Below are 15,518 nucleotides of genomic sequence, written 5' to 3' on the forward strand. Positions count from 1 at the left end.
CAAAAGGGCTTTATAATTTTTATATCTTTTGACTCATCTTTTTTTTAATTCAAAAAGGAATTAGCACCTTTCCTAACTAAATAGGATGGTTGCTAAGGTTTCACAGGGCCTTTCCCTCCACCTTTCTTGATAAGTAAATCTAAATAATAAAGAACGTTTAAGCAGATGCTTGATTCTGCTTTTTCATATGCTTATATAATAGGATGCCTACAACAATCGCCAACAAATATGGAAAAATCATTAAATAAACTATTCCATTGTTAATTCCATTTGCTAAGGTACTTTCACCCGACTCCATGTTACTTTCTAACACCGCTTTACACATGCTACATTGTGCATAAGTAGCATCTGCTATTAGTACAAATGCCAATGTAATTGCTAAAAAAATGAATCCCCTAAAAACAGATTGCTTCATGAATCAAAGTTAAGAAGTTTCTTTCTCATTTTTTAATAATACGGAGCAATCATAAAGTAAACAATTACACCAGTAATGGTCACATATAACCAAAGTGGTAAAGTCCACCTCGCAATCCTTTTATGTTTATCAAACTTCTGCGATAAGGCACGAGACAATGTAATTAGAACTAAAGGTACAATTGCAATTGCTAGTACAATGTGAGTAAGCAGTATGAATAAATAAACAACACGTATTACACCTTCTCCACCAAAAACTGTAGATTCAGATGTTGCATGGTAGGTTACATAACTTAATAAGAATAATACAGAAACTCCAACCGCGGAGAGCATCAACTTTTTGTGCAATTCAAATTTTTTCACTTTTACTGCCCAGCCTGCAGCAATTAATAATATTGTAGCAATTGAATTTAAAGTAGCATTAACTCTAGGTAAAAAAGCAAATGTATCGGTAGCAAAAGCTTCCTTCGGCATCAAATATAGTACAGCTACTACCACCGGTATAATTATAGAAACGGCAATGATAACAGGCTTTAAATTATAGGTCTTTTCCATAGATTATTTCCCTTTTCGAGGTACGTACTTTTCAACCAATAAGATATCAATCGCATCGAATAAATCGTTGGTTTCAGACACACTAGTTCCGTCAAACACTCCTCTTAGTCTACCCTCACCATCAATAAGCATCAAGTTCGATGAGTGCAAAAATCCCCCTGGAGCTATACTATCCTTTTGAGCAGAAACAAAATATCCATTAAAGCCAACACTGTAAATAGAGTCCTTGTTTCCTGTTAAAAAGGTCCATACTCCATCTGTTGCATGAACTTTTTCTGCATACTCTTTTAGAACTTCAGGCGTATCATGCTCGGGATTAACAGTAAAAGAAAGCAGGCGAAAATCATCTCTGTCCTGAAAACGATCTTGAACTTGAAGCATGTTTGTAGACATTTTCGGACAAATAGTAGGACATGTTGCGAAAAAGAAATTTGCAACATAAATCTTATCCTCTAATGCTTTACTACTGAATAGCTGTCCATTTTGGTCAATGAATTCAAATGGCGGAATGGTATGATAAATGGTATCCACCACTATTCGCCCATCTTTTTCAACCTCTACCACCTTTTTAGGCCCCATATACGGCAATGGCTTAAAATTATTTGTACCAGTACTTAGTAACAAATACAAAAGCGATGGTACCAATAGAATTGCAATTAATATTGCTGCCTTTTTCAAGGTCTTTGGTTGAGCCATAAGATTAGTCTGCTAGTGGCGAAAAGTCGATTGCATGAAGGAAGGTAGATTCTTTCAGCAAGATAAAAATCAGGTAAATTGCAAATAGAATAAAAGGAATTGCTACCACCATTTTAAAATTCTTTCTTTCCCCACCAAGGTGCATATATGACATTACGATATAATATGCTTTCACCAAAGTTAATATTATAAAAGTCCACTTGACAAGTCCCCAAGAGATTCCCATATCTTGCCAAACAAGACCTAGAGTTACTTCGGCAGTTGTAACTGCAAGTAACACCCAAAAGATGATCCAAATCATCTTTCTTACTTTCTTTCCTTCTTCTTCTGAATGTTTATGTGCGTATTCCGCTGTTCTATCAAAATCCATTGTGTCGTTGATTTATCGTTTTGAAAATTATACCAAATAGAAGAATGTAAATACAAACACCCAAACTAAATCTACAAAGTGCCAGTAAAGCCCTACTTTTTCAACCATTTCATAATGACCTCTTTTCTCGTAAGTACCCTTCAACACATTTACAAAAATGATGAAATTAATGACTACACCACTGAATACGTGAAATCCATGAAATCCTGTGATGAAGAAAAAGAAATCTGCAAATAAAGGCACTCCATACTCATTCACTGTCAAATTGGCGCCATATATCTCTGTACCTTGAGCAATCATAGCAGCTGCTTCACTTCCAGTTACCGCATCAGCCACCCCAGGAATCATAAAAGCATTTTTGGCTTCATCTACCCACTGAACGATAGTTCCATCAGCCAATTGCAATGCTCCCAACTCTGTTCCATGAATAAAATGTCCCCATTCCCAAGCTTGAGAACCAACGAAGATTAAACCGCCAACGATAGTCAGCGCCATCCATAGGATTACACCATCTCTCTTCATTCGTTGCCCTGCTTCCACCGCTAGAACCATTGTAACAGAACTCATGATAAGAATGAATGTCATCAATGCTACGTATAGCAAAGGATGATCTCCGTGCATAAACGGAAAGTGTGTAAACACATTTTCTGCAACAGGCCATACTTCTTCAAAACGATGACGCATGTAGCCATACGCTACTAAAAATCCAGTAAAGGTGAATGCATCAGAAACCAGGAAAAACCACATCATCATTTTTCCATAACTAATGCCAAATGGAGAAGTATTACCACCCCATATCTTCTTATTGTCCAATGTCTCAGTACTAGCTGACATACTTAAAATTTTATACGATATAACTTAAAAATAAAAACAAATACAACCATAAAGCATCTAAGAAATGCCAGTAGATTGAACATACTTGCAAACCTAATAAATTTTTCGGCTTATAGGTATTTTTTAAAGACTTAAAAAATACAACTAAAAGTGCCATCAACCCGCCTAAAAGGTGGATTAAGTGAACTGCCGTCAAAATATACAAGAATGAACCAGAGGCATTACTTTCACTACCCGTAAAGAACACTTGTCCAGAGGTCAACTGGCTCCATGCTTCGAACTGTGAAAAAGCGAATACAATTCCTAAAATCAAAGTCGCAGCTAAAGAAGCTTTAACTCCCGTAAAATTGGATCTTTTTGCGAAATGCAAAGATAAATACATTGTTAAACTGCTGATTAAAATAACAACAGTACTCACCCAGAACATACTAGGCATGTAAAACTCTAGCCAGTTACCGTCAGATTTTCTTACAATAACTGCAGAAGTTAATCCTGCAAATAACATCACAATACTAATCATGCCAACCCACAGCAAGGGTTTCATGGTTTTCTCTTTGTGTGTTTTATCTTCAAATGATTGTGTAATTGTCATCATCTGTTATAGTTTATCGAAGTAAAGTGCAAATAGCACTAATGGAATATAAACAAAGGAAGCAAACATTAGTTTAGTTGCTGACTTCATGGCATTCTTTCTATATAAATTAATTGCTGGCACCAACATTAATATTCCTGCTATTCCAATTACAACAGCAGCTCCTAAGCCAGCCATTCCAAACAAAATCGGCAGAAAGCTACTTGCAATCATAAATAAGGTGTAGAGTAAAATCAAAAATGCGGAGAGTTGGTCTCTTCCTTCAGGAGATGGCAATAACTTAAACCCTGCTTTCAAGTAATCATCATTAATCTTCCAAGCAATTGCCCAAAAGTGGGGAAACTGCCACATAAACTGCAGCGCAAATAAAATCCCGGCTTCTAAACCAAATGTACCAGTTGCAGCAACCCATCCTAACATTGGAGGGATAGCACCGGGAAACGCCCCTACAAATACTGCCCAAGGAGTAATTCGCTTTAGTGGTGTATAAATGGCTACATAAGAGAATAGGGCTAACACTCCTAGAACCCCTGTTAATGTATTCAAGTAAAACAACATCCCAACACCAACAATTCCGGTTAAAGAAGCGACAATAAATGCTTCTGTAACACTCATTCTTCCAGCAGCTAATGGACGATCTTTAGTGCGATCCATCAACTTATCTAAATCCCTCTCTATGATTTGATTGAACCCATTGGAAGATCCAGTTACTAAAAACCCTCCAACACATAGTATACTTAAAACCGTCCAATCAATTGATGGAACAGCAAGCATATATCCTAAAACTGCAGAAAACACTACTAATGACGCTAACCTCAACTTAATGAATGAGGCATAATCACTAACCTTTGAGGATGTAGTACTTGATTGAATGGCTTCTTTTTCTACTGTAAAACTCATCGACTATTGTCTTCTGATTTGATGCACAAAATTAATAATAATTTCAAGCTATGAAAGAGAAAATTCCTTATTTAAAATGAATACAGATAAACTATTGCTCTTGAGAGGTTCTGAACAAATTGGTTCTAAGGCCTAAGGAAAACAAGGTGATATTTTTATCATTTACTTTCTGGTTCCACACACCAACAAAAGATTGAATATTAGACTTTTCAAACAATCGATAAGCAAAATCAATTTTTGCAGTTAAAACTTTTGCCTCATTTCCTTGGTGTAAACTATTGCCATATTCAGAGTTCCTTGAAATATTGGAAGTATTGGGATTATCCCCGAAATTCTGAAACTCTCCTGAAATACCTTGATGTAGGTAAAACAGTGTTGAATTAATGGTAATTCTATCCTTCTCATACTTTAACTCGGCTAAAATTTCTGAAAAGTTAGCTCCATTTGGGTGAGCTAACGATTGTCCAAAATTTGTATAAGATTGCACAGGGCTACTGTGCGCGTATGTGTATGGTCGCACTAAATTATACTCAACTCTAGTTCTAACGATGCCTTCATTCCACCTCCAGTAGCCCTTCCACCCAATTTGAAATCCATATTTATTACCCCACCATCGGCTATTTGTAGTAGTATCTTCATTAATCAAGTATTTTACATCAGCCTTAATTTCATCTAACAAAAATTCATCGAGTAAAATTTGACCGTATAAAATTTGATTCTTGAAAGGTGTAATCTTTAAGTTTAAACCAACTAACACATTATCCGGTGATCCAACTGAAAATTCAACCGGTCTGTAAAAGATAATTGGGTTGGCATAGTTGACATCAAACCCTCTATTGTACAAACTATCTTTTGCTTGCCAAACTACCGTTTCAAAAAGTCCAATAGAAAAGGTTTTGGAAATATTCCAATCAAGGTAGTGTGAAGCAGAATACTTCCTTTTAAACTTAGAGGAATTTAAGAAAACGATGGGCTGAGTATTCTCATAAATACTTTGATGCATCGCCCATATATTTGTGTAACTCAATCTCCAGAAATTAACATTTAATTTAAAATAGGGAGAATTATTAGCATTATCAGATAATAGTAAAGAACGATAACCTTCACCAATAAACTGTTTGCCATTTCCTAATTCGAAATTAAAGTGGGTATTGGGGGAGAAAGATAAATAAGACTGTAAAAATTGAGAATGAAAAATCCCATTTGCTAGTGATTTAATCTCTGACATTCCAGGCGAATAATTCCTCGAATGAGGGTTATTCAGATAAGGCAGATTATCATTTAGTATCCTGGCGTATACCAACCCGAAAGCCCATTTACTTTTATAAGTAGCAGCCAAATCAACACCCACACCCGCACCAAACAGAAAGTCTTGGTTGTAATTAATTGCTGTCGAAGCAGCAGCTTGAATATACGGCTGAACATAAAAACTTAATCTTGAGCCCATTCTGCTATACAAATGCTGCTTAAAGGCTAAACTTACCAAAGAACTGTCAAATTGATTAACGTTCAACTCATTCATTCGAAAAGGCTGAATAGAAGTGTGATGATCTAATCTATCAGACAATTTAGACTCTAATTCAATAGGAAGTAAACCAATTCTAGAATTTAAAGGCTGCGAAACAACTGTTATCGAAACAAATAAACAGGACAGGAAGATGTACAACTTAATCCTGAAAAACATTTTTTGGTTTCTTGATCAACAAAAATAATAAACTACCAAAAGCGACTATAGCAACGATAGCAAAAACAAGACTAGGATGATATCCAGCAAAGAATACAGGTAAAGCAATCATGGTGATATTGAACAAATAGATAAACACAGCAGTTTTTCCATGATCTCCTTTTGTCCAAAATAATACTCTATGATGAATATGATTTGAATCTGCTTCAAATGGGCTTTTCTTATTGGCTACTCGATAGATGAAAATTCGAAACGTATCTAATAAAGGATAGACCAACACAGTCATCGCAAAAATTGGCTTTGAAATTCCAATAATCTTACTCGGTAGTTTTGAAGCATCATACTCTATCAACTCTATAGCTAGAAAACTCAAAACCAAACCTATAAACAACGACCCTGAATCACCCATAAATATACTTGCAGGTTTGAAATTGTACCTCAAAAATCCCAAAAGCGCACCTGCTAAAGCAAAAGCGACAATGGCATAACTTTCACAACCAGCCAACAAGAACCAAATACCAAAGGCAATGGAAGCAATCATTCCAACACCACCTGCAAGTCCATCAACTCCATCAATTAAATTGAATGAATTAATAATAACAATATAAGTCAGTACTGACAATAAAATACTTGCCCATTCAGGTAACTCTCTAATGTCAAATAATCCATACAAACTAGTTATTTTAATACCAGCCACACTAACCATTATAAAAGCTACAATCAAATTAGCTAATAACTTTTTCACCGGAGCAGTACCTACAATGTCATCCTTAATTCCAACAAAAAACATGATTAAAATAGATGGAATTAGAAACTTCAAAAAGCTAATCTCATCACTTGGAAAACAAATACAAACTGCAAACACAAAAGCCGCAAAAATCATGATCCCTCCCATTGAAGGAGTTTTTACCTTGTGCTGTTTACGATCTTCTGTAGGCTCATCAAATAGATGTTTCATTTTAGCGACCCTGATATAAGAGGGAGTAGCTAAGAGCACTATAAAAAATGCGATGATCGTTGCTAGAGCAATTTCCATTGGAGAATTTTAAGATGCGAAATTATTAAAAATCACGATAGCGATTAGTTAATGCAGTTTGAAATGAAATGTAAAGATAGCTAGTATTACGTAAAAACACCTCAGGGGTTTCCCGTATATCGTAAAATCTTTGCATCCAACCCATATTGAATTGCATGTTTGTTGCAGGGTTAACAGTATAGCCGACTTGGGCTCTCACAGAGAATAGTTTATAATTATTTACTCCTACATCTTCGATTAAATAGGACTTATTGTTTACTGAATAAAAGTTGGTTTGACTAACAGCTGCCTCAGATAAGAATCTACTTTTCTTGTAATTCGCCATAAAAAGTATTTCCTGAAAATGATCTCCATATGGATGACCAAAATGTTGATTATAATGCGTTTGTGAAGAGCTAGCATTTAAATCACCAAAAACCCCATTAGCCGACTCGTTCCACTCAGCTCGAAGAAACAACCCCTTAATACCAAAGTACCCTACACCCATTTGTCCAGCCAAAGCAGAAAACTCAAAGTCCTTCGTAGCAAGCTGACCGTAGAGTATCCAATTTTTTAATGGCATTACGGTTAAATTTAGTCCTTGATTGGAATCATATAAAGAATCGCTGCTTCCATTGAGCAGGCTATTCAAACCAATTATAGGGTTTAAAAATCGATAATCCGCATTTTTCCGCACTCCATCCTTTTGTTTTGCAAGGGCGTCTACGGAAATAGTAGACTCATAAAATCCAATTTTAATCTTAGAATTGGGAGAATACTCTAAAAATTTTATGCTAGCTGTTTTTCTTCTAAAAATATTCTCTGTTAAAGCAAATCCATCTACACGAACTAAATCTTGCATTCCTGCGATCATAAACAGATAGTTAAACAGATCGTTTAAGAAATTAGTTTGAGCAGAAATAAACGGATAATTAAAGGTATTGTCTGAAATCAAAAAAGAACGATATCCTTCTCCAATAAAATGCTTATCCTGACCTAATGATAGCATTAGGTACTGATTAGGAATGTAATTCACACGGGCAGAGGCCATTGCAAAATCATATCCTCCATCTTTAAAAGTTTTTACTCTACCTTGACCTGGAACGACTCCTAAAGTTTTAACATATCGGTCTAAATATTCAGGATATTCTGCTTGGTTTTCATAAAAGGAGGATGTGAAAGTTAGTTTGTTTTTCCAGTTTCCTCTTAATTGAAAACCTCTTGTATTTTGAAATAATACTTCAGAATTATCAGCATCTAAATCTACCCCTGCCTCAACCAAAAATAATGGGTCGACAGTTACATAAAAATCAGCAGTATCAATTGTTATTAAATGCTCAAAAAATAATTTCCTAGCAGCTAAGGAACGGAATTTTCGTTGGACTGTTCTTGGCTTAAAATAATTATGGAATTGCGGGACAACCGGCTTTAAACTGTAATTGACTATTGAATCATAAGTATACATCTCAACCCGATCTTCCAAAGAATTAGAATAATTCAATGGCAATTCTTGAGCAACAGTTAAACTTGTCAATAGTATTGAGAACAGAAAAGCAGCCGCTATCTTCACTATTTCTATTAAAAATTCATTTGTTTAACTTCTTCATATACTCTACGAATACCATCTTCGAGCTCCACTTTATATTTCCACCCAGCCTTTTCGAGACGGCTTACGTCCATAAGCTTTCTGGGTGTACCATCGGGTTTGCTTGAGTCAAAAACTAATTCTCCCTCAAACCCAGTGATTTTTTTAATCGTTTGTGCTAATTCTCCAATAGTAACATCCTTTCCTGTACCAACATTCACCCACTCTTCACCATCATATTCTCGCATCAAAAATAGGCATGCTTCCGCCAAATCATCTACATATAAAAACTCGCGCATAGGTTTACCTGAACCCCACACGGTAACTTCCTTCTCCCCTTTCGACTTGGCTGTGTGAAACTTACGTAGTAACGCAGGGAGAACATGAGAGTTATTTAAATCATAGTTATCATTTGGCCCGTATAAATTTGTTGGCATCGCAGATATAAAATTACATCCGTATTGCTTTCTGTATGATTCACATAGTTTAATTCCTGCAATTTTTGCTATCGCATAAGGTTCGTTGGTTGGTTCTAATTCGTCAGTTAGTAAATATTCTTCCTTCAACGGTTGTGGAGCCATTTTAGGATAGATACATGAAGAACCAAGAAACAACAACTTTTCAACCCGATTAACATAAGCGGCATGAATAATATTAGCCTCAATCATTAAATTTTCATACAAAAAATCAGCACGATATATATTATTTGCTTGTATTCCTCCCACTTTCGCTGCGGCTAAAAAAACGTACTGAGGCTTTTCTTCCTCAAAAAATTTATTTACTGCTTGTTGGTTTCTCAAATCTAACTCCGAAGAAGTTCTAAAAACTATATTGTTAAACCCTTCATTCTCTAATGCACGAACGATGGCAGAACCTACCATTCCTCTATGACCTGCTACGTATACTTTATCGTTTTTATTCATTCGTATTAACTACTTTATGCCCTCCTTCCATCAAATATTTATCTCGCTGGAACAGAGCTAAGTCAGAAGCCATCATATCATCAATTAACTCATCTAAATTATGCTTTGGTTTCCATCCTAACTCCTTCTCTGCTTTAGAAGCATCACCAATAAGCAAATCGACTTCGGTAGGTCTAAAATAATTAGGATCGACTTCTACGATAACCTCATTGTTCGCTTTGTTTCTACCTTTTTCATTAACTCCTTCACCTTCCCAAACCACATCTATATCAGCTCTTTTGAAGGCTTTTGAAACAAAGTCTCGAACTGTAGTAGTAACGTTTGTAGCCAAAACATAATCTTGAGCCTCTTCTTGCTGAAGCATTAAATACATACCTTCAACATAATCCTTTGCATGCCCCCAATCCCTTTGTGCATCTAAATTTCCAAGGTACAACTTAGATTGCAAACCTAACTTTATTCTAGCAGCAGCTCTAGTAATTTTTCTGGTAACAAAAGTCTCACCCCTTAGAGGGCTTTCATGATTAAATAATATACCGTTACATGCGTACATTCCGTATGCCTCGCGATAATTTTTTACAATCCAAAAACCATACAATTTAGCCACACCATATGGACTCCTCGGATAAAAAGGAGTTTTTTCAGTCTGAGGAACCTCTTGTACTTTACCATAAAGTTCTGAAGTACTAGCTTGATAGAAACGGCAAGATTTTTCCAACCCTAGTGTTCTAATTGCTTCTAATATCCTTAGAGTACCCATAGCATCCACATTAGCAGTATACTCGGGCATTTCAAAAGATACCTTTACATGAGATTGTGCTGCCAAATTGTATATCTCGGTTGGCTGTACTTCTTGAATAATCCGAATAATATTCGAAGAATCCGTCATGTCCCCATAATGCAATTTAAATTTCACATCCTTTTCATGCAAGTCTGTATATAAATGATCGATACGCTCCGTATTGAACAATGAACTCCTACGTTTAATTCCATGAACCTCATATCCTTTGCTTAATAGCAATTCCGACAGATAGGCTCCATCTTGTCCTGTTACACCTGTAATAAGGGCTACTTTTTTCATAATAATAGTTGATCTATTTGGTTACCAAAAACCAATTATTTAATAAATTTTCTCTGTTGTATACCATTGATTTATGGGTACTTTGATCTATAACCTGACCACCCATTGCATTTACAATCCCCTGTCCTGCAGCGGTATCCCACTCCATGGTTGGAGCAAATCGAGGGTAAGCATCCGCAACACCCTCCGCCACCATGCACAACTTCAGGGAACTCCCTTTTGAAATAAGTTCTATCTCTCCATATTCTTCCTTTGCATCATTAATAAAAGCTTCTGTTTCAGGCGACATATGGGAGCGACTACCTACTATAGTAAAAGGCCGTTCATCTTGATCCATAGGCAATTCTATTCCTGCTTCCAACAATATGTCGATTGTAGGCGCACCATCCAGCTCGCTATAATTCTCTACCTTGTAACTACCTAACCCTTTCATACCAAAATACATCACTTTGGTAACAGGAACATAGATAACACCGATTATTGGATTACCTTCATTAACTAATGCGATATTAACAGTAAACTCTCCATTCCTTTTGACAAATTCTTTAGTCCCATCTAAAGGATCAACGATCCACATATTTGCCCATGCAGACCTCTCTTCGAAAGGAATAGACTTACCTTCTTCGCTTAATACAGGTATTTTGGTATTCATCAAGCCATCCATTATTGCTAGGTGAGCCCTTTTATCTGCCTCCGTAAGTGGACTATTATCATCCTTAAGCTCGACAGCGAATTCGGAATCATAAATCTCCATTATTTCTTGTCCACCATTGTAAGCTGATTTAATTGCTACAAATAGCAACTCTTTTAATTCTATATCCGTCATTATTCTGATTTCTTTCTTAATATGATGCTTTGGCCGCCCCAATCACCTCTATTGGATGCCATGTAGTTTTTACTTCTTGAAAGTCATTGATCAAGTAGGGGTTTTCTATCTCAGAAGACAGTAGCTCATAATTATATGACTTGATACGTTTTAAATTTTCAACGGCTCCCTCTTTCAATTGAATCAATTCTTCCCAATTATGATTAGCATAACACATGGCATTTACATCCATATGAGAAGCCATTTGATTAAGCAACTCACTTCTTTTTCCTGTTAAAATATTCACTACTCCTCCAGGTAAATCTGATGAATTAAGAACTTCAGCAAAAGAGATAGAACACAATGGTTTGTTTTCTGATGCTAATATCACACAGGTATTTCCACCTGCAATTATGGGCGCCATATAGCTCACTAATCCCAATAGAGAATACGTTTGATTCGCGACGATAGCAACAACACCAGAAGGCTCTATAGCCGAAAAGTTAAAATGTGAACTCGCAACAGGATTTACTGAACTGAAGATTTGCTGATACTTATCGCACCAACCGGCAAAGTATACCAATCGGTCAATTGCAACTGTTACTTCCTTTTCAGCTTGTTTTGCACTGCTGTCTTGCAGAATCAACTCGGCAATAAATTGCTCTTTTCTCCCTTCTAATACCTCTGCCATTCGGTAAAGAATCTGACTTCTATTATATGCCGTTCTCTCACTCCAATCCCCAAAAGCTTTTCGTGCTGCCACTACAGCATTTCTAAAGTCTTTTCGTGATGACAAACAAATATTTCCCAAAGATTTACCCTTTGAATTGGTTGGGGTATAAAATCTACCCGATTCTGTTCTTGGGAAACTGCCTCCTATATATATTTTATATGTTTTCAAAACACTAATTCTTTCACTCATGAGTCTTCAATTAATCGAATTTAAGGTAAGCAGATAAACCATGTAGGCCACCTTCTCGTCCAAAACCACTTTCTTTATAACCTCCAAAAGGAGAAGTAGGATCAAATTTATTATACGTGTTGGCCCAAACAACTCCAGCCCTTAATCGACTAGTTAGGTTAAATATCTTGGAGCCTTTATCTGTCCATACACCCGCTGATAAACCATATGGAGTATTATTTGCCTTTTCAATAACCTCATCTACCGTTCTAAATGTTTGAACAGCCAGTACAGGGCCAAATATTTCTTCCTTAGCCAGTTTACTTGACTGTGCCACACCGGTAAATACCGTTGGTTTTATGAAATAACCACTTTTAGGCAAACTGCATGAAGATTGGAAAATGTCTAACCCCTCTTTTACCCCAAGTTCTATATACCCTTGTATGGTTTCCCACTGATTTTTAGAATTAATCGCCCCAACATCTGTGTTTTTATCCATTGGGTCTCCAACGATAAGTGTTTCAATTCTATCTTGTAGCTTTTTGATGAAAATATCTTTTATGGATTCTTGCACAAACAACCTTGACCCAGCACAACACACGTGGCCTTGATTGAAATAAATACCATTTACAATTCCCTCTATTGCCTGATCAATGGGAGCATCTTCAAAAACGATATTTGCAGCCTTTCCTCCTAACTCTAAAGTAACTTTCTTTTCCGTTTGAGCTATTGTTTTTTGAATAAGTTTCCCAACATCAGTGGAGCCCGTAAAAGCGATTTTATCAATCCCTTCATGCCCTACTATTTCTGCTCCAACTTTACCATCACCTGTTACAATATTGACAACACCTTCAGGCAAACCACTTTCTTGAATTAATTCTGCCAACTTCAGTGCTGTTAAAGACGTAGTTTCGGCAGGCTTTAATACTACCGTGTTTCCACAGGCCAATGCTGGAGCAATTTTCCATGCAGCCATTAATAAAGGAAAGTTCCATGGAATAATTTGACCCGCAACTCCAATTGATTTTGGCTTTCTATTAGGAAAAGCGTAATCTAATTTATCAGCCCATCCTGCATAATAGAAAAAGTGAGCTGCCGCTAACGGGATATCAATATCTCTTGATTCTCTGATTGGTTTACCGCCATCTAGCGACTCTATCACTGCAAATTCTCTAGCCTTTTCCTGAATTAATCGTGCAATACGAAATAAGTACTTTGCGCGCTCAGAAGCTGGCATTACCGACCAAACAGAATCATAGGCATTCCGAGCAGCTTTTACTGCTTTATCAATATCTTTTTTACTTCCTTCTGCCACAGAAGCAATTTTCTTTTCAGTAGCGGGATTTATAGCATCAAAATACTTCCCGGATGAGGGCTTTTCAAATTTTCCATTGATAAAGTGATCGTATTTTTCTTTTAATTGTATATGACTGCTACTTTCTGGAGCAGCAGCATATTCCCAACTAATGTTTTTAGTCTCAATTTTCTTTTTACTCATATCCATTAATCTATCGAGATATAATCCTTTGATTGATAAACTCCTGTTCTTTGTTTTTCCAATTGCAAGAGGACATCATTTGCTAAACTACTTGCTCCAAATCTAAACCATTCGTTGCTCAACCAAGCCTCCCCTAAAATTTCTTTTACCATTACTAGGTAATGAATGGCCAATTTAGAAGTAGAAATACCGCCTGCAGGTTTCATCCCTACCATAATTCCCGTTTTGATGAAATAGTCCTTTATGGCGTACAACATTGTTAGTGTTACAGGAATAGAGGCAGCTGAACCAATTTTCCCGGTAGAAGTTTTAATAAAGTCAGCTCCTGCATAAATCGCGATATCTGAAGCCCTTCTTACGTCATCTAATGTCCCTATTTCACCAGTTTCTAATATAACTTTAAGTCGTGCTTGAGCGCCACAGAGTTCCTTAATCTTTGCTATTTCATCGAAAACAAAATTATACTCCCCCTGATGGTACTTTCCTCTAGAAATAACCATATCGATCTCATCTGCACCTTGATCTAGGGCGTATTTGGTATCATCTATTTTTGTTGAAAATGGCGCTTGACCTGAAGGAAAAGCTGTAGAGACTGAGGCTACCTTTACCCCGCTTCCTTTCACAGCTTCTTTAGCAATAGCCACCATTGATGGATAGACACAAACTGCTGCTACGGTCGGCAAGCCAGGGTAATCATCATGCAGATGCAATGCCTTATAACACATTTGGTTTACCTTACCAACTGTATCTTTACCTTCAAGTGTTGTCAAATCAATCATATTCAAGACCATTTTTAACGCTTGAATTTTGCTTTCATTTTTGATGCTTCTCGTTTGAAAACGAGAAGAACGCTCGATAATCCCAACCTGATCTACTGATGGAGATTTTGTAAAGTCAGGAATAGTTATTGTCTTTTTCAAATTCAAAATTCTCTAAATTTTTAAAAGTCAAAGATAGAAATAATCCTAGAGCTTTCTTAATCACATCAAAAGGTGTAAAGGAGTTAAAAACAATAGGGTTTAACTTCTTTATTTTGTTAAATTTGTTGACTTAATGAAAAATGAAGGAAGGAATATATTCTCGGTTTTCGATGAAATCTTACAAAGAAAAGACAAAGAAAACCTACTAAATCAGAGAAGCATAGCTATTTGGATGACTGGACTATCAGGTTCGGGAAAAACGACCATTGCTATTGCGTTAGAACAGTTACTTAACAAAAAAGGATTTCTCACTCAGGTTCTGGACGGTGACAATGTGCGCACTGGCATCAATAATAATTTAGGTTTTTGCGAAGAAGATCGAACTGAAAACATTCGAAGAATAGCCGAAATTAATAAACTGTTCATCAATTGCGGAATCATTACAATAAACTGCTTTGTGAGTCCTACCATCGCTATTCGACAACAGGCAAAACAAATTATTGGAGCAAATGATTTTGTGGAGGTATTTATCAATACCCCTATTGAAGTTTGTGAGAAAAGAGATGTGAAGGGGCTTTATGCCAAAGCAAGAAAAGGAGAAATCAAAAACTTTACAGGAATTGACGCGCCTTTTGAAGCTCCAGAAACAGATTTTATCAATTTAACTACTGCTGATACTACACCTAGTGAAGCAGCTCGTTTACTTTTAGACCATATTTTAACTAAAATAATAAAGGCATAGTCC

General features: G+C 36.3%; 17 protein-coding genes and 1 riboswitch. Of the genes, 1 reads left to right on the forward strand and 16 read right to left on the reverse strand.

Features of this window, described 5'->3' with window-relative positions; all coding sequences use genetic code 11:
- Positions 1 to 30: 30 nt before the first annotated feature.
- Positions 31 to 136: riboswitch (SAM riboswitch) on the reverse strand.
- A 21-nt stretch (positions 137 to 157) separates the two neighbouring features.
- The 16 genes from GQN54_RS01490 to deoC all read right to left on the reverse strand — a co-directional run bounded on the left by GQN54_RS01490 (position 158) and on the right by deoC (position 14,773).
- Positions 158 to 415 (reverse strand): hypothetical protein, encoded by a 258-nt coding sequence (locus GQN54_RS01490; RefSeq protein ID WP_160631247.1) that lies wholly within the window; start codon positions 413 to 415, stop codon positions 158 to 160.
- Between the two features lie 32 nt (positions 416 to 447).
- Complete coding sequence (locus tag GQN54_RS01495; protein ID WP_160631249.1) at positions 448 to 969, reverse strand: DUF420 domain-containing protein; 522 nt, start codon at positions 967 to 969, stop codon at positions 448 to 450.
- A 3-nt stretch (positions 970 to 972) separates the two neighbouring features.
- Positions 973 to 1,665: an SCO family protein gene (locus GQN54_RS01500; protein WP_160631251.1), complete on the reverse strand. Its 693-nt coding sequence runs from the start codon at positions 1,663 to 1,665 to the stop codon at positions 973 to 975.
- A gap of 4 nt (positions 1,666 to 1,669) precedes the next feature.
- Positions 1,670 to 2,035, reverse strand: coding sequence for a cytochrome C oxidase subunit IV family protein (locus GQN54_RS01505; protein ID WP_160631253.1), 366 nt, complete (start codon positions 2,033 to 2,035; stop codon positions 1,670 to 1,672).
- A gap of 27 nt (positions 2,036 to 2,062) precedes the next feature.
- On the reverse strand, positions 2,063 to 2,869 hold the full coding sequence (locus GQN54_RS01510; protein ID WP_160631255.1) for a cytochrome c oxidase subunit 3: 807 nt from the start codon (positions 2,867 to 2,869) through the stop codon (positions 2,063 to 2,065).
- A gap of 10 nt (positions 2,870 to 2,879) precedes the next feature.
- Positions 2,880 to 3,464 (reverse strand): cytochrome c oxidase subunit 3, encoded by a 585-nt coding sequence (locus GQN54_RS01515; RefSeq protein ID WP_160631257.1) that lies wholly within the window; start codon positions 3,462 to 3,464, stop codon positions 2,880 to 2,882.
- A 3-nt stretch (positions 3,465 to 3,467) separates the two neighbouring features.
- Positions 3,468 to 4,361 (reverse strand): heme o synthase, encoded by an 894-nt coding sequence (cyoE, locus tag GQN54_RS01520; protein WP_160631259.1) that lies wholly within the window; start codon positions 4,359 to 4,361, stop codon positions 3,468 to 3,470.
- Between the two features lie 91 nt (positions 4,362 to 4,452).
- A complete protein-coding gene (locus GQN54_RS01525) occupies positions 4,453 to 5,928 on the reverse strand; it encodes a hypothetical protein (RefSeq protein ID WP_207554783.1) in 1,476 nt (491 codons plus the stop codon).
- A 100-nt stretch (positions 5,929 to 6,028) separates the two neighbouring features.
- Positions 6,029 to 7,081: a glycosyltransferase family 4 protein gene (locus tag GQN54_RS01530; RefSeq protein ID WP_160631263.1), complete on the reverse strand. Its 1,053-nt coding sequence runs from the start codon at positions 7,079 to 7,081 to the stop codon at positions 6,029 to 6,031.
- A gap of 25 nt (positions 7,082 to 7,106) precedes the next feature.
- Entirely contained in the window at positions 7,107 to 8,630 is a 1,524-nt protein-coding gene (locus tag GQN54_RS01535; RefSeq protein ID WP_160631265.1) for a hypothetical protein, read from the reverse strand.
- An 8-nt stretch (positions 8,631 to 8,638) separates the two neighbouring features.
- Entirely contained in the window at positions 8,639 to 9,568 is a 930-nt protein-coding gene (gene fcl / locus GQN54_RS01540) for a GDP-L-fucose synthase (RefSeq protein WP_160631267.1), read from the reverse strand.
- Positions 9,561 to 10,649, reverse strand: coding sequence for a GDP-mannose 4,6-dehydratase (gmd, locus tag GQN54_RS01545; protein ID WP_160631268.1), 1,089 nt, complete (start codon positions 10,647 to 10,649; stop codon positions 9,561 to 9,563). The genes fcl and gmd overlap by 8 nt, the downstream gene beginning before the upstream one ends.
- Positions 10,650 to 10,662: 13 nt before the next feature.
- The gene (cysQ, locus tag GQN54_RS01550) at positions 10,663 to 11,475 is read right to left on the reverse strand and encodes a 3'(2'),5'-bisphosphate nucleotidase CysQ (RefSeq protein ID WP_207554784.1); all 813 of its coding nucleotides are present in this window, start codon (positions 11,473 to 11,475) and stop codon (positions 10,663 to 10,665) included.
- Between the two features lie 16 nt (positions 11,476 to 11,491).
- On the reverse strand, positions 11,492 to 12,376 hold the full coding sequence (locus GQN54_RS01555) for an aldehyde dehydrogenase family protein (RefSeq protein WP_160631270.1): 885 nt from the start codon (positions 12,374 to 12,376) through the stop codon (positions 11,492 to 11,494).
- A 10-nt stretch (positions 12,377 to 12,386) separates the two neighbouring features.
- Positions 12,387 to 13,853, reverse strand: a complete 1,467-nt coding sequence (locus GQN54_RS01560) for an aldehyde dehydrogenase family protein (protein ID WP_160631272.1) — start codon at positions 13,851 to 13,853, stop codon at positions 12,387 to 12,389.
- Between the two features lie 5 nt (positions 13,854 to 13,858).
- On the reverse strand, positions 13,859 to 14,773 hold the full coding sequence (gene deoC / locus GQN54_RS01565; protein ID WP_235932941.1) for a deoxyribose-phosphate aldolase: 915 nt from the start codon (positions 14,771 to 14,773) through the stop codon (positions 13,859 to 13,861).
- A gap of 133 nt (positions 14,774 to 14,906) precedes the next feature.
- Between deoC and cysC the strand changes: the two genes are divergently transcribed.
- On the forward strand, positions 14,907 to 15,515 hold the full coding sequence (gene cysC / locus GQN54_RS01570; protein ID WP_160631274.1) for an adenylyl-sulfate kinase: 609 nt from the start codon (positions 14,907 to 14,909) through the stop codon (positions 15,513 to 15,515).
- The last annotated feature ends 3 nt before the right edge of the window (positions 15,516 to 15,518 follow it).

The organism is Acidiluteibacter ferrifornacis (assembly GCF_009909615.1).
GTDB classification, from domain to species: domain Bacteria; phylum Bacteroidota; class Bacteroidia; order Flavobacteriales_E; family Vicingaceae; genus Acidiluteibacter; species Acidiluteibacter ferrifornacis.